Source organism: Rhodopseudomonas sp. BR0G17 (genome assembly GCF_010907025.1).
GTDB lineage: Bacteria > Pseudomonadota > Alphaproteobacteria > Rhizobiales > Xanthobacteraceae > Rhodopseudomonas > Rhodopseudomonas palustris_H.
This window is the reverse complement of record NZ_QUML01000013.1, coordinates 14,701-34,441: the sequence shown is the minus strand read 5'-3', so window position 1 is coordinate 34,441 and position 19,741 is coordinate 14,701. Positions and strand designations below refer to the sequence as shown.

At 65.8% G+C, this 19,741-nt stretch carries 22 protein-coding genes; 13 read left to right on the top strand and 9 right to left on the bottom strand.

What is annotated here, in order from left to right:
* Positions 1-10 precede the first annotated feature (10 nt).
* Both DY467_RS12305 and DY467_RS12300 read left to right on the top strand, forming a co-directional pair.
* A complete protein-coding gene (locus DY467_RS12305) occupies positions 11-832 on the top strand; it encodes a GyrI-like domain-containing protein (protein WP_164636349.1) in 822 nt (273 codons plus the stop codon).
* Positions 829-1,524 (top strand): SIMPL domain-containing protein, encoded by a 696-nt coding sequence (locus DY467_RS12300; protein WP_107342492.1) that lies wholly within the window; start codon positions 829-831, stop codon positions 1,522-1,524. The genes DY467_RS12305 and DY467_RS12300 overlap by 4 nt, the downstream gene beginning before the upstream one ends.
* Before the next feature lie 9 nt (positions 1,525-1,533).
* Here the strand turns inward: DY467_RS12300 and DY467_RS12295 are convergent, their stop codons facing one another.
* Both DY467_RS12295 and DY467_RS12290 read right to left on the bottom strand, forming a co-directional pair.
* A complete protein-coding gene (locus DY467_RS12295; protein ID WP_164636347.1) occupies positions 1,534-2,595 on the bottom strand; it encodes an MBL fold metallo-hydrolase in 1,062 nt (353 codons plus the stop codon).
* A gap of 220 nt (positions 2,596-2,815) precedes the next feature.
* Positions 2,816-3,085, bottom strand: coding sequence for a type II toxin-antitoxin system Phd/YefM family antitoxin (locus tag DY467_RS12290; RefSeq protein WP_164573770.1), 270 nt, complete (start codon positions 3,083-3,085; stop codon positions 2,816-2,818).
* A gap of 453 nt (positions 3,086-3,538) precedes the next feature.
* Here DY467_RS12290 and ffh point away from each other — a divergent pair, with 453 nt between their 5' ends.
* The 6 genes from ffh to leuC all read left to right on the top strand — a co-directional run bounded on the left by ffh (position 3,539) and on the right by leuC (position 9,238).
* Positions 3,539-5,083, top strand: coding sequence for a signal recognition particle protein (gene ffh / locus DY467_RS12285; protein WP_164636346.1), 1,545 nt, complete (start codon positions 3,539-3,541; stop codon positions 5,081-5,083).
* A 180-nt stretch (positions 5,084-5,263) separates the two neighbouring features.
* Positions 5,264-5,584 (top strand): 30S ribosomal protein S16, encoded by a 321-nt coding sequence (gene rpsP / locus DY467_RS12280; RefSeq protein ID WP_011155812.1) that lies wholly within the window; start codon positions 5,264-5,266, stop codon positions 5,582-5,584.
* Between the two features lie 12 nt (positions 5,585-5,596).
* Complete coding sequence (gene rimM / locus DY467_RS12275; RefSeq protein WP_011155811.1) at positions 5,597-6,127, top strand: ribosome maturation factor RimM; 531 nt, start codon at positions 5,597-5,599, stop codon at positions 6,125-6,127.
* 142 nt (positions 6,128-6,269) lie between these two features.
* Entirely contained in the window at positions 6,270-7,016 is a 747-nt protein-coding gene (gene trmD, locus DY467_RS12270) for a tRNA (guanosine(37)-N1)-methyltransferase TrmD (protein ID WP_164636344.1), read from the top strand.
* 113 nt (positions 7,017-7,129) lie between these two features.
* Positions 7,130-7,519, top strand: coding sequence for a 50S ribosomal protein L19 (gene rplS / locus DY467_RS12265; RefSeq protein WP_011155809.1), 390 nt, complete (start codon positions 7,130-7,132; stop codon positions 7,517-7,519).
* Between the two features lie 309 nt (positions 7,520-7,828).
* Positions 7,829-9,238, top strand: a complete 1,410-nt coding sequence (gene leuC, locus DY467_RS12260; protein WP_164573476.1) for a 3-isopropylmalate dehydratase large subunit — start codon at positions 7,829-7,831, stop codon at positions 9,236-9,238.
* A 64-nt stretch (positions 9,239-9,302) separates the two neighbouring features.
* On the opposite strand, the gene DY467_RS12255 is transcribed toward leuC, so the two are convergent.
* The 4 genes from DY467_RS12255 to DY467_RS12240 all read right to left on the bottom strand — a co-directional run bounded on the left by DY467_RS12255 (position 9,303) and on the right by DY467_RS12240 (position 11,419).
* A complete protein-coding gene (locus DY467_RS12255) occupies positions 9,303-9,992 on the bottom strand; it encodes a hypothetical protein (RefSeq protein ID WP_164636342.1) in 690 nt (229 codons plus the stop codon).
* 123 nt (positions 9,993-10,115) lie between these two features.
* Entirely contained in the window at positions 10,116-10,445 is a 330-nt protein-coding gene (locus DY467_RS12250) for a hypothetical protein (protein ID WP_205502315.1), read from the bottom strand.
* 111 nt (positions 10,446-10,556) lie between these two features.
* On the bottom strand, positions 10,557-10,838 hold the full coding sequence (locus DY467_RS12245; protein WP_107342484.1) for a hypothetical protein: 282 nt from the start codon (positions 10,836-10,838) through the stop codon (positions 10,557-10,559).
* Between the two features lie 236 nt (positions 10,839-11,074).
* Positions 11,075-11,419, bottom strand: a complete 345-nt coding sequence (locus tag DY467_RS12240) for a hypothetical protein (protein WP_164636339.1) — start codon at positions 11,417-11,419, stop codon at positions 11,075-11,077.
* Positions 11,420-11,522: 103 nt separating this feature from the next.
* On the opposite strand from DY467_RS12240, the gene DY467_RS12235 reads away from it, so the two are divergent.
* The 3 genes from DY467_RS12235 (at position 11,523) to DY467_RS12225 (ending at position 15,042) form a co-directional block, all read left to right on the top strand.
* On the top strand, positions 11,523-11,936 hold the full coding sequence (locus DY467_RS12235) for a metallopeptidase family protein (RefSeq protein WP_164636337.1): 414 nt from the start codon (positions 11,523-11,525) through the stop codon (positions 11,934-11,936).
* Between the two features lie 85 nt (positions 11,937-12,021).
* Positions 12,022-12,627 (top strand): 3-isopropylmalate dehydratase small subunit, encoded by a 606-nt coding sequence (gene leuD / locus DY467_RS12230; protein WP_107342481.1) that lies wholly within the window; start codon positions 12,022-12,024, stop codon positions 12,625-12,627.
* Positions 12,628-13,350: 723 nt separating this feature from the next.
* Entirely contained in the window at positions 13,351-15,042 is a 1,692-nt protein-coding gene (locus tag DY467_RS12225; protein WP_164636335.1) for a methyl-accepting chemotaxis protein, read from the top strand.
* A 168-nt stretch (positions 15,043-15,210) separates the two neighbouring features.
* Here the strand turns inward: DY467_RS12225 and DY467_RS12220 are convergent, their stop codons facing one another.
* Positions 15,211-16,089 carry an HpcH/HpaI aldolase/citrate lyase family protein gene (locus tag DY467_RS12220; RefSeq protein WP_164636333.1) on the bottom strand — a complete coding sequence of 293 codons (879 nt, stop codon included), beginning with the start codon at positions 16,087-16,089 and terminating at the stop codon, positions 15,211-15,213.
* A 181-nt stretch (positions 16,090-16,270) separates the two neighbouring features.
* Between DY467_RS12220 and DY467_RS12215 the strand changes: the two genes are divergently transcribed.
* Positions 16,271-16,915, top strand: coding sequence for a carbonic anhydrase (locus DY467_RS12215; protein ID WP_107342478.1), 645 nt, complete (start codon positions 16,271-16,273; stop codon positions 16,913-16,915).
* Between the two features lie 148 nt (positions 16,916-17,063).
* On the opposite strand, the gene DY467_RS12210 is transcribed toward DY467_RS12215, so the two are convergent.
* Together DY467_RS12210 and DY467_RS12205 are read right to left on the bottom strand one after the other, a co-directional pair.
* Positions 17,064-17,621, bottom strand: a complete 558-nt coding sequence (locus DY467_RS12210; RefSeq protein ID WP_164636331.1) for a TIGR00645 family protein — start codon at positions 17,619-17,621, stop codon at positions 17,064-17,066.
* Positions 17,622-17,779: 158 nt separating this feature from the next.
* Complete coding sequence (locus tag DY467_RS12205) at positions 17,780-18,814, bottom strand: aspartate-semialdehyde dehydrogenase (RefSeq protein WP_107342476.1); 1,035 nt, start codon at positions 18,812-18,814, stop codon at positions 17,780-17,782.
* Positions 18,815-18,928: 114 nt separating this feature from the next.
* Between DY467_RS12205 and DY467_RS12200 the strand changes: the two genes are divergently transcribed.
* A complete protein-coding gene (locus tag DY467_RS12200) occupies positions 18,929-19,738 on the top strand; it encodes a hypothetical protein (RefSeq protein ID WP_164636329.1) in 810 nt (269 codons plus the stop codon).
* The last annotated feature ends 3 nt before the right edge of the window (positions 19,739-19,741 follow it).

Here is a 19,741-nt window from a genome sequence, read left to right as displayed (position 1 = left end):
GAGAGATGGAATGGAACGCCCCTGCCTGTTTGGTGTGACGCGCGTCGGGCTGATGCCGGCGCTGGTGCTGACGCTCGGCATCGCCGGCGCATCAGCCCAGACCGCCCCCGACGCCAGCAAGGACGCCAAGGACAAGCCGGCAGCCGCAGCACCGACGCCAGCTCAGACTGCGCCGACCCAACCGGCGCCGGCTCAGGCGACGCCTGCGCCTGCCACCCCGGCAAATCCGTCGACCTCTGCGCCGTCGACCTCTGCCCCAGCGACGCCGCCGACGGCGAGCGAAACACCGGCTGCGACGCCGGCTCCCGCCACGCCCCCGTCAGCGGCCCAGACCCCCGCGGCGCCGTCCACGCCCGCGCCGGTGCAGACCGCCGATCCGTTCGGCGAGGAGACCACGCTGGAGCCGAAGACGGTGGTGATCCTGAAGGGCAAGGCGAACTGGGATAACGCGTTCGACAGTTTGATGGACGCGTTCAAGTCGCTGACCGCGCTGCTCGACAAGCAGGGCATCGCGCCGAACGGCAACCCGATGATTGTCTACACCTCGACCGACGATACCGGCTTCACCTTCCAGGCCCAGGTGCCGGTGCCGCAGGAGCCGAAGAACCTCGCCAAGTCGATGAGCATCGGCAAGTCGCCCGACGGCAAGGCGCTCAAGTTCGTCCATCGCGGCTCCTACGACAACATGGACAACACCTACGAGGCGATCACCAATTTCCTCGACGACAAGAAGCTCGAGGCCAAGGACACCTTCATCGAGGAATACATCACCGACCCGCTGAAGACCGCCGAAGACAAGCTGGTGATCAACGTTTACGTGCCGATGAAATGAACATGCTCCGCTCTGTTTCCGTTGCTGCCGCTTGCTGCCTGCTCGTCGCGCTGCCGGCGCGTGCCCAGGACGCCCCGCCGCCGGGTATCGTCGTGCGCGGCGAAGCGCAGAAGTCGGTCGCGCCCGACACCGCCATGATCGAAGCCGGGGTGTCGAACTTCGCCAAGTCGGCCCGCGCGGCGGCGGAAGCTACCAATCTGGCAATGGGCAAAGTGCTGCTGGAGTTGAAGAACGCCGGCATCGACGGCAAGGATATCCAGACCTCGCAATTGTCGCTGCAGCCGCAATATGCCGACCGCCCCGGTCCAAGCGAAGTCACCGGCTACGTCGCCAAGAACATCGTGTCGGTGCGGGTGCGCGACATCGCGGCGGTGGCGGGGATTCTCGATCGGCTGATGGTGGCGGGCGCCAATGAGGTGCGCGGCATCAGCTTCACCGTCAGCGATGCATCCAAGCTGCTCGACGAAGCGCGGACCGCAGCGGTCGCCGATGCGCGCCGCAAGGCCGAGATTTACGCGCGCGCCGCCGGTCTCACGCTCGGTGCGCCGCTGTCGATTGCCGAAGATTCCGCCCCCGGCATGGTGCCGATGCGCAAGATGGCTGCCGATCTGTCGACCGGCGCTCAGGTTGCGCCGGGCGAGCAGACCTTGAACGTGTCGGTCACGGTGAACTGGGGTATCAAGGCGCAGTAAGCGCGGCGCTCACAGCTCGAACACCTGCCCGGGCTTCAGCACCGGAAACCGCTCGCGCGGGACGCCCCCGGCATCGAGCGCCGCATACAGCGCCTGCTCGGGTGCGTCGATCGCCTCGTCGGTGAGCTGGAAGGTGCCGTGGTGATTGGCGAGCGCCCGCTCGGCGCCGCAATCGGCCAGCGCCTTCACGGCGTCAGCCGGATTCATGTGCTGATCCTGCATGAACCAGCGCGGCTCGTACGCGCCGATCGGCAGGATCGCCAGCTTCAGCGGCGCATGGGCGTCGCGGACGCGGCGGAAGTGCCGGCCATCACCATAGCCGGAATCGCACACCACGTAGATCTTGCCGGCGGGCGTTTCGAGCACGAAGCTGGCCCACAGTGCGCGGTTGCGGTCGAACAGGCCGCGCGCCGTCCAATGCCGGGTCGGCACCAGCGTCACCGCGACGCGATCATTCAGTTCGACGCGGTCGCTCCAGTCATAAGCTTCGGCGCGGATCGTGGCATCGTGCGCCGTCATGGTCAGATCGTTGCCGAGCGGCGTGATCACCCGCGGCGCATGCGCGGCAGCAAGCCGCGACAGCGTAGCGAGGTCGAGATGGTCGTAGTGGCCGTGCGACACCAGCACCACGTCGATCTTCGGCAGGCGGTCGAACGCGATGCCCGGATCGTTGTGCCGTTTGGGCCCGGCGAAGCTGACCGGCGACACCCGCTCCGACCATACCGGGTCTATCAGGATGTTCAGTCCGGCGGTCTGGATCAGCCAGCTCGCATGGCCGACATAAACCAGCCTGACGCCGGCGCCGTCGACACGCGGCGGCGGCGTGTCGGCGAACGGGCTCGGAGCCCATTCGGGCCATTGCGCCGGCTTGTGGCTGAATCGCCAGCGCATCACCTCCCAGAAGCTCTTCGGCGGCGCCCCATCGGGATCGAAGAAGCGCGTGCCATCGAAGTGATCGGTGACCGGGCCTTGGTAATAGCTCATGCGGGAGATCCAGAGGGAGGAAAGCCCGGCCGTGGCGGCAAGGCCGGCAGCGGTCGCCAGCAGGCGGCGGCGCGTGATCAACGTCATACAGTCACGCGCCGATCAACCGAGCCGCGAGTTTGTGAAGCTTCGCCAAGCGCATCACGGAGCCCGGTCCGGCAGGCAAACGATCGTCAAGGGCTGATGGAGGGAGAAGTCAGGATTGGCGCCGGTTGTTCCGGCTGCCTTGCGAAGGTTCATCACGCTTGACCCGTGTGTGGACTGGTCATCTAAGCGCGGTCGCTCGTACGGCAAGGTTTACCGGGCGTCAGATCCACCGGATCGGCGCGGTCCGCCGGCTGCGGGCAGCCTTTCGCTGTTCCTCGCGCCATTGCAGCAGGTCTTCAATCGAGGCGAGGCCGGCACCCTTCTTCAGATCGCGCAGGTCCTGCATCGCGGTCCGCCATTGCTCCTGCGGCTCGCCGGCTTTGCGGCGCGGCAGGACGCCGCGGGTGATGATGATCGTCTCACCGCGTTCGACCTCGTCGAGCAGCTGCTCGATCGCGGCGCGGGCATCTGCAAGCTTCACGAATTTCATGTCGAGATTAACCGGAAAGCAGCAACTTCGGAGCGGGGCGGCCCTATAGCAGCCGTCCCGAGGTCCGGGAGCTTGTAGAACTACGGGGAGCGGCGGCGTGGGCGCCGACTTGCCGAAATTCGCCTTAAGCGGACCTTGCGAATTCGACCTGCCTGTCACGCGATGGGACCCGGAGGTCGCTAGCCTGCAGAATAATACCGTCGTCGAGCGAGCTTTCTGCCTTGCGCACCGGTGCCCTGCGTGCGACCGAAACCGCGCGCCGGCGGACCAGCCTTGCGCTTCGCCCGTCGAGCGCGTATGGATCGCCAAATTCTCGAAAGGCTTGTCTTTCGATCCGCCGCCCGGTCCTAAGAGGCCGGAGGTCAACGTCCGACAGCGCGATGCGCCCTCGGGCGCCATAAGTGTTTGGTTTTGTAGGCCTTTCGCCGGAAGGCCGTCGCTGGAATTGGGCCGATGTTCGACAATCTGTCGGAAAAGCTGGGTGGCATTCTCGATCGGCTGACCGGGCGCGGTGCGCTCAGCGAGGCCGATGTCGATGCGGCGATGCGCGAAATCCGTCGCGCGCTGCTGGAAGCCGACGTCGCGCTCGAAGTGGTGCGCTCGTTCACCGAGCGGGTCCGCGAGCAGGCGGTCGGCGCCACCGTCGTCAAGTCGGTCAAGCCCGGCCAGATGGTGGTCAAGATCGTCAATGACGAGCTGATCGCCACGCTGGGGTCCGAAGTTCAGTCGATCGACCTCAACGCCGTGCCGCCGGTGCCGATCATGATGGTCGGTCTGCAGGGCTCCGGTAAGACTACCACCACCGCCAAGCTGGCGCGCCGCATGACCGAGCGCGACAAGCGCAAGGTGCTGATGGCTTCGCTCGACGTCTATCGTCCGGCCGCCATGGAGCAGCTCGCGGTGCTCGGCCGCGATCTTTCGATCGACACGCTGCCGATCGTCGCCGGTCAGCAGCCGCCGGATATCGCCCGGCGTGCGATGGAAGCCGGCAAGCTCGGCGGCTACGACGTGGTGCTGCTCGACACCGCCGGCCGCACCACGCTCGACGAAGAGATGATGACCGAGGCGGCCGAGATCAAAGCCGCCGCCAATCCGCACGAAGTGCTGCTGGTCGCTGATAGCTTGACCGGTCAGGACGCCGTCAATCTCGCGCGCGCGTTCGATCAGCGCGTCGGCCTCACCGGCATCGTGCTGACCCGTATCGACGGCGACGGCCGCGGCGGTGCCGCGCTGTCGATGCGTGCCGTCACCGGCAAGCCGATCAAGCTGATGGGCACCGGCGAAAAGACCGATGCGCTGGAAGACTTCCATCCGAGCCGGATCGCCAGCCGCATCCTCGGCATGGGCGACATCGTCTCGCTGGTCGAAAAGGCTGCTGCGACACTGGATGCCGAAAAGGCTGCCGCCGTCGCCGAGAAGATGCGCAAGGGCAAGTTCGATCTGACGGACTTGCGCGATCAGCTGCTGCAGATGACCAAGATGGGCGGCATCGGCGGCCTGATGGGCCTGATGCCCGGCATCTCGAAGATGAAGAACCAGATCGCGGCTGCCGGGATCGACGACAAGGTGCTCAAGCGCCAGGTTGCGATCATCGATTCGATGACCCGCGAGGAGCGCAAGAACCCCGACATCCTCAAGGCCAGCCGCAAGAAGCGCATCGCCGCCGGCGCCGGCATCAAGGTCGAGGACGTCAACAAGCTGCTGAAGATGCATCGCAACATGGCCGACATGATGAAGGCCGTGGGTCGCGGCAAGGGCGGCCCGATGGCCGGCTTCGCCAAGGCGATGGGCTTCGGCGGCGGCCTGCCCTCGCCGGACGAGATCAAGGCGATGCAGGAAAAGATGAAGAGCGGCGACATGCCCGAAGGGCTGCCGGAGCTGCCGAAGGATCTGCCGGCGTCGCTGCGCGGCGGCATGCCCAATCTGCCCGGCCTCACCGGCCTGTCCGGCAAGCCGACGCTGCCGGGACTCGGCGGCTTCCTCGGGAAGAAGAAATGAGCCGCGGGATTTTGCTTTCGTCGTCATTCCGGGGCGCGAGCGTCAGCTCGCGAACCCGGAATCTCGGCTTCCAGAACACCTCGGGATTCCGGGTTCGCGCGCTTAGCGCGCGCCCCGGAATGACGAGCTGACGACTTTAGAAATACCAACACACACGAACCCCCACCTAGGAGATCCGCAATGTCCGTCGTCATCCGCCTCGCGCGCGCTGGTACCAAGAAGCGCCCGTTCTATCACGTCGTCGTCGCCGATTCGCGCTTCCCGCGCGATGGCCGCTTCATCGAGCGTCTCGGCTACTTCAATCCGCTGATGGCGAAGGACAACGAAGCCCGCCTCAAGCTCGACCTCGACAAGGTCAAGGATTGGCTCGCCAAGGGCGCGCAGCCGTCGGACCGCGTGGCCCGCTTCCTCGACACCGCCGGTGTCCGCAAGCGTGAAGCCCGCAACAACCCCGAGAAGGCGGTGCCGCGCAAGGAGCGCAAGGCCGCTGACGGCAAGTAAGCGGGGCGGCTGATGCCGTCCGGGCTCATCTGCGTCGCCCGGATCGGCGCGCCGCATGGCGTGCGCGGTGCGGTGCGGCTGTGGAGCTTCACCGCCGATCCGTTCGCCGTGAGCGACTACGGTCCGCTCGTGACCAAGGACGGCGCGCGCCAGTTCGAGATCGCGAGCGCGCGCGAGGCCAAGAGCCATCTGGTGGTGACGCTGAAAGGCGTCACCACGCGTGATGAGGCCGAACGGCTCAACGGCGTCGAGCTCTATGTGGCACGCGACAAGCTGCCGCCGACCGAGGCCGACGAGTACTACCACGCCGACCTGATCGGACTCGCCGCGGTCACCACGACGGGCGATCCCCTCGGCAAGGTGGTGGCGATCCATAATTTCGGCGCCGGCGACATCATCGAAATCGCGCCGCCGTCAGGTCCGACGCTGCTGCTGCCGTTCACCAACGCCGTGGTGCCGACCGTCGACCTCGCCGTCGGCCAGGTGGTGATCGAGCCGCCGAACGAGATCGAAGGCGACACGCCGAACCATCCGGAGGCGTGAAGGCGCGTCGATCGGTCCGGCCGAACGCTGCTACATTCTCTGTGGTCATCGCCGGGCTTGACCCGGCGATCCATCGTCTCGCGAAGATGATGGATGCGCGGGTCAAGCCCGCGCATGACGCCTCACCTGTTGCAGGCCCTGCATGACCTGGCGCGCCACTGTCCTCACCCTGTTTCCGGAGATGTTTCCCGGCCCGCTCGGCGTCAGCCTGGCGGGGCGGGCGCTGGCGTCCGGGCTGTGGGGCCTGGAGGCGCGCGATATCCGGGACTCGGCCACTGACCGACACCGCAGCGTCGACGACACGCCGGCGGGCGGCGGCCCCGGCATGGTGCTGCGGGCGGACGTGCTGGCGGCCGCAATCGACGCCGTGGACGCATCCGCGGACCGTCCGCGTTTGGTGATGAGCCCGCGCGGTCGGCCATTGACCCAGGCACGCGTTGCCGAGCTGGCGGCCGGCCCCGGGCCGCTGATCGTCTGCGGCCGGTTCGAAGGCATCGACCAGCGGGTGATCGACGCGCGGGGGCTGGAGGAGGTCTCGATCGGCGATTACGTGCTGTCAGGCGGCGAGATCGCCGCGATGGCGCTGATCGATGCCTGCGTCCGGCTGCTGCCGGGCGTGATGGGCAAGCTGGAATCCTCGACCGACGAGAGCTTTTCGGCCGGTCTGTTGGAATATCCGCAATACACTCGGCCGCAGACGTTCGAGGGCCGGCTGATCCCCGAGGTGCTGCTGTCGGGCGATCACGGCAAGGTCGCGGCGTGGCGTCTGGGCGAAGCGGAGGCCCTGACCAAGGCCCGGCGACCGGATTTGTGGGCTGCTAAGCCGGCGCAAACCATTCGGGCAAAGGGCGAATCGCAAAAATCGCCAAAAAACAAGACGGACGGGTGACAAACCCCCAAGATTGCCGTATAGCACCGCCAAATCCGTGCAATGGCAGGACAATGGATCTTTGCGCAGCCCGCGCCGGGATGGTCGGGCGCGCCGCCGATGGAGAATTATCGATGAACCTGATTCAGACGCTCGAAAAAGAGCAGTTCGACAAGCTGTCGGCCGGCAAGACGATTCCGGAGTTCGGTCCCGGTGACACCGTGATCGTCAACGTGAAGGTCGTCGAAGGCGAGCGTTCGCGCGTGCAGGCCTACGAAGGCGTCTGCATCGGCCGCTCGGGCGGCGGCATCAACGAGAGCTTCACCGTGCGCAAGATCTCGTACGGCGAGGGCGTGGAGCGCGTGTTCCCGCTGCTGTCGCCGATGATCGACTCGATCAAGGTTGTGCGCCGCGGCAAGGTGCGTCGCGCCAAGCTGTACTACCTGCGCAACCTGCGCGGCAAGTCGGCCCGCATCGTCGAGAAGAAGCAGGACCGCACCGCTGCGGTTGCTGCGGCCGAGTAATCGGCGCTTCGATATTTCGGATTTCGAAAGCGCGGCCTTCGGGTCGCGCTTTTTTGTTGCGCCTGCGCTGTGCGCCTGTCTGCTCGGCGAAGCGTTGTGGCCCTGCCGCGACGTGCTATATGGATGGAATGTTTCCAAACCGCCGCCGCGCCTCGAAGATTGTGCTCGACGACCGCAGCCGCCTGCCGTGGCGGTTCTTCGGCCGGCTGACCACGGCCGCGCTGATTAGCTGATCAGCCGACGGCGCATTGGCGCCGCGCGATCCTACTCACTTCGACAAATCAAAGATCCTTCCGAAGGACCGACACCATGTCCGCTAAGCCCACCACGCTGTACGACAAGATCTGGAACGACCATCTGGTCCACGAGGCCGAAGACGGCACCTGCCTGCTGTATATCGACCGCCATCTGGTGCACGAAGTGACTTCGCCGCAGGCGTTCGAAGGTCTGCGCACCGCCGGCCGCAAGGTGCACGCGCCGGAGAAGACGCTGGCGGTGGTCGATCACAACGTGCCGACCACGGATCGCTCCAAGCCGAATCCGGATCCGGAAAGCGCCGAGCAGATCGCCGCGCTGGCCGAGAACGCCCGCGACTTCGGCATCACCTACTACAACGAGTTCGACAAGCGTCAGGGCGTGGTCCACGTCATCGGCCCGGAGCAGGGCTTCACGCTGCCCGGCACCACCATCGTCTGCGGTGACAGCCACACCTCGACACACGGTGCGTTCGGCGCGCTGGCGCACGGCATCGGCACCTCCGAGGTCGAGCACGTGCTGGCGACCCAGACGCTGATCCAGAAGAAAGCCAAGAACATGCGCGTGACCGTCGATGGCAAGCTGCCGGACGGCGTCACCGCCAAGGACGTGATCCTGGCGATCATCGGCGAAATCGGCACCGCGGGCGGCACCGGCTACGTGCTGGAATACGCCGGCGACGCGATCCGGTCGCTGTCGATGGAAGGCCGCATGACGGTCTGCAACATGTCGATCGAAGGCGGCGCCCGCGCCGGCTTGATTGCGCCGGACGAGCGCGCCTACGAATTCCTGAAGGGCCGTCCGCTGGCGCCCAAGGGCGCCGCCTGGGACGCCGCGCTGCGCTATTGGGAGACGCTGCGCTCCGACGACGGGGCGCATTTCGATCACGAGCTGAAGCTCGACGCCGCTGCATTGCCGCCGATCGTCACCTGGGGCACCAGCCCCGAGGACGTGATCTCGGTCACCGGCCGCGTGCCGAACCCGGCCGACATCGCCGATGAGGCCAAGCGACTCTCCAAGGAGCGCGCGCTGGCCTATATGGGCCTGACGCCCGGCACCAAGATCACCGACATCAAGATCGACCGGATGTTCATCGGCTCCTGCACCAACGGCCGCATCGAAGACCTGCGCGCCGCCGCCAAGGTCGCCGAGGGCAAGACCGTCAACGCCAACGTCAACGCCATCATCGTGCCGGGCTCCGGCCTGGTGAAGGAGCAGGCCGAGGCCGAGGGGCTGGACAAGATCTTCATCAAGGCGGGCTTCGAATGGCGCGAGCCGGGCTGCTCGATGTGCCTCGCGATGAACCCCGACAAGCTGGCGCCGGAAGAGCGCTGCGCCTCGACCTCAAACCGCAACTTCGAGGGCCGTCAGGGCTTCAAGGGCCGCACCCATCTGGTGTCGCCCGCGATGGCCGCCGCCGCCGCGATCGCCGGCCACTTCGTCGACATCCGCGACTGGCACTGAGCACCGGTCGAACTAACAACGAAACAGGCGCCCCCCGGGGCGCCTGTTTTGCTTTTGAGATCGGTCAGTAAACGCGCCAGTGGCGATGGTGATGATGGTGGCGGTGATGATGCCGCCAGTGCCGGTGCCAGTGGTGCCGCCAATGTCGGACGTGGCAGACCCGGCGCGGGCCGTAATAGGTCCACACCACGCGGCAGACCCGCGGCCGGTAGTAGCCGTAATAGGCAGGGTAGTAGTAGGCGGAGCCGTAATAGGCCGGCCCGTAATAGCCGTACACGCGCGGCCGGTAGTAACGGCGGTGGAAGCCGTAGTGACGAGCGCCGAAATAGCGCGGCCGTCCGTAGAAGCGCGGTGCGCCATAGACCCGCGGGCCGCCGTAGAGATGCCGTCCGCCGCCATAGAACCGTGGTCCAACCGCCGGCCCGCCGCGGAGGCCGCCATGGAATGCAGGTCCTCCCCGGAAATGACCGCCGCGGAATCCGCCGCCATGGAATCCGCCGACGCGGGGACCGCCGCCATGGCCGAAATGATGCTGCACCTGGATCGGCTGTGTTGCAGCAGCAGAGCTGATGGATTTGGTCGCGGGAGTAGCAGGGGACAGCGCCAGGGCCGGACGCGGTGTGATTGCCGAAATCGAAAGCGCCGCGGCTGCCATCAGCGCCGCCGCACCGATCCGGCGAACCAGCCGCAGAGGACCGGGCGCAGGTCGCAAGGATTGAGTTGCGGGCAAATGGATCACGCGCAGATCCGCCATCTCGCCTCTCCCTGCGCCGCAGGCGGCGCATTGTCGTTGCACCAGGAGTGCGACGCTAGGGCTGGCTGACTGAACGCGTGATGAATGCGCCGAAGGCCGCCTGCAGCGGCAGCACCGCGGCGCTTACCACGACGGCCCGAGGCCCCAGCCGTAGCTGAACGGGAAGAACGGCGACACCGGATCGGGCCGGTACCAATGCGGGCGGGCGTCGTAGTCGTAGCTGCCGCGCGGCCCATACACATAGGTGCGGTGTGGCGCCGAATGATGCCGCCGGACGTGGCGATGTCTGGCCTGCGGCTTGCGCTGCCGCGCGCTGATATCGGTCGCCTGCAGTGTCGTCACGCTGGGTGCCGTCACCCTGGGTGTCTGGGCGGCGCTCACAGGAGTTGCGCCCGCGGGACCGGCGGCGCCGAGCGCCGTCGCCACAATGGCCGCTCCGATCCATGTCCGCATCGTCACCTCCATCGGCTGTTGCTGGCCATCATGTCGGCGTAAGCCGTCGAAATGCAACCGCCGCAACGAAAACGGGCCCGCGTTTGCGGGCCCGTTGGTAACCGATCCGTATCAGCGCCAGTGGCGGTGATGATGATGCCGGTAATGATGATGGTGGTGCCGGTGGCCGTAGTGCCGACGAATGTGGTGGTGACGGTGCCCACGGTAGTGATGGCGGTGCATGTGCCGGTGATGCCGGTACTGCACCTCGGTCGCCTGCGGGATGGCGTCCCGCTGGACCGCGGCGGCGATACCCGGGGTCGACAGCGGCGCCGCCTCGGCGCGTTCGCCGGGGGCAGCGATCAGCAACAGACCGGCGATCGCAGCCAGGCCCGACCATTTCAGAATCTTCATCCAACAGCTCCTTGGTTGGCGACGCGCGTCCGGCCGCTTGCTGGCGGTCGGCGGGCCGCTCGGCATGACCCCCTGACAATCAGGCTGACGGGCACGACGTGAATGCGGAGTGAATGCGCCACTCGCCGCACAGCAATGCGCGATCAGCGCGCGAAGTTCCGGAAAGACCTCGGATTTGCTTGGTACTTGGCGTACCAACGCGGCGTCGCTGCGAAGCTTTCAGGCGGAGGCGAGGCTCAGCCGCGCCGCCAGAAGCAATTCATCCGCGGCACGATCACGGTGCCGCTCGGGCGATATTCCTGGACGTAGCTGGCGGTACAGTCACGGACCGCGTTCGGGCCCGGGTTGTAGCGCGGGATGACGTCGTCGCCCTCGTCGCGCGGATAGACCGGCACTCGCCGCGGCGCCCGGCGAACCCGCTCCTGCGACGACACGTCGGTGAGGCGATCAGCCGCTGGGCGCGAGGTGGTCGCCACCGCCTGCTGGGCCCCAGCCGGCACGGTCGCCGGCAGGCTGACAGCCAGCCCCAGTCCCAGCGTTGCCGCTGCGATCGTGATCCGCCCCTTGCTGCGCTGGTCCATGCCATCCGCCCCTTCAAAGCCCCGCGGCAACGTCCCCGATCACGGCGCCGTCGTCAACCGCAAGCCGCTTGCCGCCCCCACCCGATCGCGTACAACGGCCGGTATGTGGATCAATGCCAAAGCCCCCTCCCTCGCCGAGCTCGAACAGATGGCACACGAGATGTTCGCCCGCCTGCCGGGCGAGTTCCGGTCGCTGTGTGAGGACGTCATCATCCGGGTCGACGATTTCGCCACCGAGGAGGTGCTCGACGAGCTCGGGGCCGAGACCGAATTCGACGTGCTCGGGCTGTTTCAGGGCATCGGCCTGCCGCAGCGCTCCAGCCAGGACGTCGCCCCGATGCCCAATATGATCTGGCTATATCGCCGGCCGATCCTCGACTATTGGGCCGAGCACGACGACAGCCTGGGCGAAATCGTCCGCCATGTCCTGGTGCACGAGATCGGCCACCATTTCGGCCTGTCGGACGACGATATGGAAGCGATCGAGGCCAAAGCCGACGAGCCGGTCGAGGATTGAGCCTGCCGCGCGCGGCCCTGCAGTTTGCCGGCTTGACCGCCGGCCAAGGGGCGTTAAGACCATTTGAAACCCCGGAGACCTGACGATGGACAAGTTCACCACGCTGGAAGGCGTCGCGGCGCCGCTGAAGATCATCAATGTCGACACCGACATGATCATTCCCAAGCAGTACCTGAAGACCATCAAGCGTACCGGTCTCGGCAAGGGCCTGTTCTCGGAGCAGCGCTACAAGGACGACGGCAGCGAGAACCCGGATTTCATCCTCAACAAGCCGGCCTATCGCAGCGCCAAGATCCTGGTTGCCGGCGATAATTTCGGCTGCGGTTCGAGCCGTGAGCACGCCCCCTGGGCGCTGCTCGATTTCGGCATCCGCTGCGTGATCTCGACCTCGTTCGGCGACATTTTCTACAATAACTGCTTCAAGAACGGCGTGCTGCCGATCCGCGTGTCGCAGGCCGAGCTCGACAAGCTGTTCGACGATGCCGAGCGCGGCTCCAACGCCACGCTGACGATCGACCTGCCGGCGCAGGAAATCCGCGGTCCGGACGGCGGCGTGATCAAGTTCGAGATCGACCCGTTCCGGAAGCACTGCCTGATCAACGGTCTCGACGACATCGGCCTGACGCTGGAAAAGAAGCCGTCGATCGACGCCTACGAGACCAAGCTGAAGACCGAGCGCGCCTGGGCGTAACGCCCCGGCCTCCTGGTCCGGCGCGGGGAGACAAGCGGCGAATGAATGTCGCTGCTTTTGCTCAGTCGGACGGTTCGCTGATCAAGCTACGTGATGGCCGGGTTCGACCCGGCCATTTGCGTTTTTGGCGTCACGTCGGCCTCGAGGCGTGGATTTTCGGATTGCCCGCGCGTGACGCGGCGAGAGCAGACGTTCGGCATCGCGGGCTCCGCGGAGCGGTGGCTTCGATCCATCGATGAAGCGCGCTATGCGACCACGCAATTGCGTCTCCGCTTACTTCAAGCTTCTCAACCCGCAATGCCGACGCTTGCATCGGATTGAGGCGCTGCCTCGATTTTGATCGTTAGCAATGACGGTGCCAAGCGTGGCGTGGATCCGATCCGCGACCCTGCCACGATGGTCGTATGGACTCGCGCGCCGCATCGTCGCAATGCATGCGTGCTACGCGTCTCGAAATTTGCGTTCGTAACGACGGCTGTCTGCACCCCGCCCGTCTCGAACTAACGACGCAGATGTGACGCGGATTCATCTGATTGGAAGTAATCTAAAAGCGGTTCTGCGTTGCGTAGAATCGTGCCTTCGCGTGATTGTTGAATGACGGGAGTATGTCGTTTTCGCCTCGTGTGATTACGATCTTTGGATACGGATTCTCCCGTGGCGTAACGTCGTCTTAAGTCGGTGGAACTAATCAGATCGAAACTGATCCACCCGAGACTAAACGTCATGAAAATTCGTCTTTCGATCACATCGATGATCGTCGCTTTCGCCGTGGTTGTTTTGGTGAGCCTCACGGCGATGCTGACCACCAACATCATGGCGCTCAATCAATTGCGGGTCGGCGGGCCCTTGTATTCGCAGATCAAGCTTGGCAACGATCTGGTCGCCGACATCCTGCCGCCACCGGCCTATGTAATCGAAGCCTATCTGGAAGCGACGCTGGCGTTGCGCCGTCCGTCCGAATGGCGCGCCCATGCGGCAAAGCTCGGACAGCTGCACCGCGACTATCTCGATCGGCAGAAATACTGGTCGGGCTCCCAACTCGATCCGGCTTTGAAGACGCGGCTGACCGTCGACTCCGACGCGGCGGTGCAGAAGTTTTGGAAAGCAGCCGAACAGGAGCTGATCCCGGCCTTGAGCGCAGGTGACCAAGCGGCGGCCGAAGCCGCCTACACCAAGCTCGATTCAAGCTATGCGGCGCACCGTGCCATCATCGACGACATCGTCAAACGCGCCAACGCCGAGAACGCCGAACTCGAAACCGAAGCCGCACGTCAGGTCGGCAGCTACTCGACCATCGTGTGGATTTTGTCGGGCTTTGCGGCGCTGCTGATCGCGCTCGGCGTCGCGGGCCTTGCAGTCGGAATGGTCCGTCCGCTGGTACGGCTCACAGCCGCCATGCAGGCGATGGCCGCCGGCATGCTCGACGTGGTGATCCCGGGGGCTGGCCGCAGCGATGAGATCGGCGGCATGGCCAAGGCGATCACCGCGATCAAGGCCAACGCCGAGGAGAAGGCGAACCACGAGGCCGCCGAGAAGAGCCGGCAGGAGCATCTTGCCGCCGAGCAGCGCAAGGCCGATATGGCGCGGCTCGCCGATGGCTTCGAAGACGCAGTCGGCGAGATCATCAAGACCGTGTCGTCGGCCGCCAACGAATTGGAAGCCGCCGCGCACTCGCTGTCCTCGACCGCGGCGCGCTCGCTCGAATTGGCGGTGGGCGTCGCCTCGTCGTCGCAGGAGGCGTCAGCCGGCGTGCAGTCGGTGGCGTCCGCCAGCGAGGAATTGACCGCGTCGGTGCACGAGATCGGCCGGCAGGTGCAGACCTCCGCGAACGTGGCGAACGAGGCGGCCGATCAGGCGCGCCGGACCAATGAACGCGTCAGCGAATTGTCGGCCGCTGCGGCCCGGATCGGGGACGTCGTCGAGCTGATCAGCAATATCGCAGGCCAAACCAATCTGCTGGCGCTGAACGCGACGATCGAAGCCGCGCGCGCCGGCGAAGCAGGCCGCGGCTTCGCCGTGGTGGCGTCGGAGGTGAAGGCGCTGGCGGAGCAGACCGGCAAGGCCACCGGCGAGATCGGCCAGCAGATCACCGGCATTCAGGCGGCGACCGGCGAGTCGGTGGCGGCCATCAAGGAGATCTGCTCGATCATCGGCCAGATGTCGGAGATCTCCTCCTCGATCGCCTCCGCGGTCGAAGAGCAGGGCATGGCCACCCAGGACATCGCGGTCAACATCCAGCACGCCGCCCATGGCACTTCGCAGGTCGACGAGGACATCGCCCGCGTCCAGGCCGGCGCGCGCGAGACCGGCGCTGCCTCGGTGCAGGTATTGTCTGCCGCCAAATCGCTGTCGAGCGAGAGCAGCCGCCTCCGCGCCGAGGTCGGCAATTTCCTGGCGTCAGTGCGGGCGGCCTGATCGGAAGGCTTAGGCCCAAGCTCCGTCATTCCGGGACGCCGCGAAGCGGCGGACCCGGAATCTCGACGTTCAAAGCACCGCCGGTCGCACAAAAATCTCGGGATTCCGGGTTCGCGAGCTATCGCTCGCGCCCCGGAATGACTCCCGACTGAGTGATGTCCGTGGCGCTTAGTGGCCCGCCGTTTCGATCGCGTCGGCGATCGCGATCGTCTTCTTGGCGATTTCGGCATGCAGGCGTTCGACCATACGGCCGTCGAGCTGGATCGCGCCGCGGCCCTGGTTCTCCGGCCGCTCGAACGCCGCGAGGATCTTGCGGGCCTGGGCGATGTCCTCGGGCGGCGGCGTGAAGGCCGCGTTGCAGGCGTCGATCTGGCCGGGGTGGATCAGCGTCTTGCCGTCGAAGCCGAGGTCGCGGGCCTGGGCGCATTCCTCGGCGAGGCCGTCGACATTGCCGATGTCGCTATAGGGACCGTCGAGCGCGATCAGGCCGTGGACGCGGGCGGCGAGCACGCAATGCGTGATCATCGACAGCATGGTGGAGCGGCCGGGCAGCATCCGGATCCCGGTCTCGCGGGAAATGTCGTTCGGGCCGAACACGAAGCCTTCCAGGCGCGACTTGGCATCTTGCTTCTGCGCCGCCAGCTCTTCGGCGTGCAGCACACCGCGCGCGGTCTCGATCATGATCCAGACCCGGATCGATGGATCGGCGCCGAGCTCGGCGAGCTTGTTGCCGACAGTGGCGATGTCTTCGATGGTCGAGACCTTCGGCACCAGAATGCCGTCCGGCCCGGCCTTCGCCGCCATCGCGATGTCGTCCTGCCACCACGCGGTGTCGAGTGCGTTGATCCGCACCAGGATCTCGCGCTTGCCGTAGCCCTTGGCGGCCACCGCCGTGGCGATCTGATCGCGCGCCGTATCCTTGGCGTCCGGCGCCACCGCGTCTTCGAGGTCCAGGATCAGGCCGTCGGCGGGCAGCAGCCGGGCCTTTTCAAGCGCCCGCGCGTTCGATCCCGGCATGAACAACAGGCTGCGGCGCGGTCGAATCATGGTTCCCCCTTCGGCGTCACAAAAACGTCCGAGCCGATAGCATCTGGATCATCCGGTCGGAAGGCTTGTTCGCGGCGCCGTCCTGTGATTATGCGAGCGGCATCTGGCCGCGCGCGCTGTGACGGCGGTATCGTTCGCTGACGCGCCTCACCCCCGCACCCCGAAGGAGGGAACTGCGCCGATGACATCCTTTCCGAAGTCACTGATCGACGGTTACGAGGCGTTCCGGACGCAGCGGCTGCCGACCGAGCAGAGCCGCTTCCGCGAACTCTCCGAGCGCGGTCAGTCGCCGGAAGTGATGCTGATCGGCTGCTGCGACAGCCGCGTCTCGCCGGAGGTGATCTTCGACGCCGGACCGGGCGAAATGTTCGTGGTGCGCAATGTCGCCAATCTGGTGCCGGTGTACGAGCCGGACGGCGGCGCCCACGGCGTCTCGGCGGCGCTGGAGTTCGCCGTGCAGGTGCTGAGGGTGAAGCACATCGTGGTGCTTGGGCACGCGCTGTGCGGCGGCATCAAGGCGTTCACCGACAAGACCCCGCCGCTGACCGAAAGCGACTTCATCGGCCGCTGGATGCAGATGTTCACCAAGCCGGGCGAAGTGGTCGAAAAGCGCGACCACGAAACCGTGCAGGACTTCCGCACCCGGATCGAAAAGGCCGCGGTGTTCCGCAGCATCGAGAACCTGATGACGTTTCCCTGCGTCAAGATTCTGGTCGAGCGCGGCAAGCTGCAACTCCACGGCGCCTATTTCGGCGTCGCCGACGGCGATCTGTTCGTGCTCGATCAGGAGAGCAAGCAGTTCGTGCCGGCCGTAAAGGTGGTGTGAGGCGGATGCAACGCCATCGCCGGTCTCGGCTCGGCAATCCGTCGCGTCGTAAGAGCTCTCAGCTCTCTTCACCGCGCTGCGCGCGGGATGGATGCGCGGGTCAGGCCCGCGCATGACGCTGTGTCGGAAGGAGCCTAGCGGAAGGCGGCTAATGGCCGCCTTTGTCGTCGCCGTGATGACCGAGCCGGTCCGACAGCGCAAGGATCAGCGTCGAGGCGACGAACACCAGATGGATGCCGACCAGCCAGGCGAGCTTGGTCTGGTCGTAGCTGTCGATGTTCATGAACGCTTTCAGCACCTGGATCGCCGAGATCGCCACGATCGAAGCCAGCAGCTTCTGCTTCAGTCCGGCGAAATCGACCTTGGTCATCCACTCCGGCCAGTCCGGGTGATTGCCGGGATCGATCCGCGACACGAAGTTCTCGTAGCCGGAGAACACCACGATCAGCACCAGATTGCCGGTCAGCGACACGTCGATCAGGCTGAGCACGCCGAGGATGATATCGGCTTCCTTGGCGATCGTGGCATGCACGATGAATTCGTACAGCAGCATCACGAATTTGTAGAGCAGCACCGCGAGGCTGATGACGAGGCCGAAATAGAACGGCGCCATCAGCCAGCGGCTGTTGAACAGCACGGTCTCGAAGCCGCGCTCGACCCGGCTGCCGGGCGCGCGGGATCTTGCAGGATGAGGTTGATCGGTCATGGCACGCATCAAGGCTGGTGAAGCGGAAACCAGCCTAGCGTCTCGCCGTGACTTCGTCAGTACCGATCATGGCCCTGATACGCGAATGGCCGGGGTGAGCCCCGGCCATTGTTGATTTCGAGCAAAGCGAACTGCGCGGTTCGTGCTGACTGGCGATGTTACGCCGCCTGCTTCTTGGCGGTGATCAGCTTGCGGTTGATCAGCACTTCGGCGATCTGGATCGCGTTTAGCGCCGCGCCCTTGCGCAGGTTGTCGGAGACGCACCACAGCACCAGGCCGTTGTCCACCGTCGCATCCTCGCGGATGCGGCTGATGTAGGTGGCGTCCTCACCGGCGGCTTCGTACGGCGTGACGTAGCCGCCTGGCTCGTGCTTGTCGATCACCAGGCAGCCCGGCGCCTTGCGCAGGATTTCGCGCGCCTCGTCGGCAGTGATCGGGTTCTCGAACTCGATGTTGACCGCTTCGGAATGGCTGACGAACACCGGCACGCGCACGCAGGTCGCGGTCAGTTTGATCTTGGGGTCGAGGATCTTCTTGGTCTCGACCACCATCTTCCACTCTTCCTTGGTAAAGCCGTCTTCCATGAAGACGTCGATCTGCGGGATGAGGTTGAAGGCGATGCGCTTGGGGAATTTCTTATTCACCAGCTCGTCGTTGGTGTAGACGGCCTTGGTCTGCGAGAACAGCTCGTCCATCGCATCCTTGCCGGCGCCCGACACCGACTGATAGGTCGACACCACGACGCGCTTGATCTTGGCGGCGTCGTGCAGCGGCTTCAGCGCCACGACGAGCTGCGCAGTCGAGCAGTTCGGATTGGCGATGATGTTCTTCTTGGTGAAGCCGGCGGCGGCCGCGGCGTTCACTTCCGGAACGATCAGCGGCACGTCCGGATCCATCCGCCACGCGCTGGAATTATCGATCACCACCGCGCCCTGCGCACCGATCTTCGGCGACCATTCGGTCGACACGCTGCCGCCCGCCGACATCAGGCAGATGTCGACGTCGCTGAAGTCGTAGTGCTCGAGCGCCTTGCATTTCAGGGTTTTGTCGCCGTAGCTCACCTCGACGCCGACCGAGCGGCGCGATGCCAGCGCCACCACCTCGTCGGCCGGGAACTTGCGTTCGTCCAGAATGGCGAGCATTTCACGCCCGACATTGCCGGTCGCACCCACTACCGCGACTTTGTAACCCATCGTTCACTCTCCGAAGGAATTTGCTCCGCTGCGGCATGCCGCAGCAAGGAGAAGTCAGCGCTTCTATGCGAGAAACGCCTCGGACACAACGTAATACCCGTTCGAGCCCACGCAATGCGAAGCAGCCCAGCCCTCCGCGCCGCAGCCTCCCGGCACCGGATTCATCCGGCGCTGGACAGCTTCGCTAACGAGTGCCGTGACGCGGTATTGCGGGTGATGGCCTATGTGGGCGCGCTGGCGCTGATCAGCCTGATTGTATTCTACACCGCCAATCCGCTGACCGACGCCGCGATCACCGCGGCGACCACCGCCGAGGCCGGACCGGGCTGGAGCGTGGCGACGCGGTCGCAGCCGGCCTACGCGCTCAGTCAGCTCGATTGGCCGGGCAAGACCGAGACCACCGAAATCCTGCGTCACCCGGATGGCGGCCGCAAAGACATCCTGCGCCTCGCTACGCCAGGCGAGCCGGTGGCGGCCGAGATCGAGATCTACCGGGTCGGCAGCGAGACGTCCCGCGCCACGGCCGAAGCCGCCCTGGCGGCCCGGATGGACCCGAGCGGGACCGCGACGATCGAGACCGCCGGCGTGATCGACACCAAGTTCGGCCCGGTGCCGCTGTTCAGCCTTGCGGGCAGCGACCGTCCGTCCGGCTCCTGTCTGGGCTTCGTCAAAACGATCGACGCCGCAAGCTTGCGGATTTCCGGCTTCTCCTGCCGCGGCGACACCGCGCCGCAGCGTCGGGCCGCGGTGGCCTGTCTGCTCGACCGGCTGGTGTTGCTGAGCGGCGATGCGGCGACGGCCGCCGCGTTTGCCGAGGCCGAGCTGCGGCGCGGCAGCTGCGGGCCGAATCAGTCCGCGGCTTCAGCGGCGTCCGCCGACTGGCTGACCGGTCCGCAGGACCCGTCGCTGCGCGGCCGGCTATGAGCT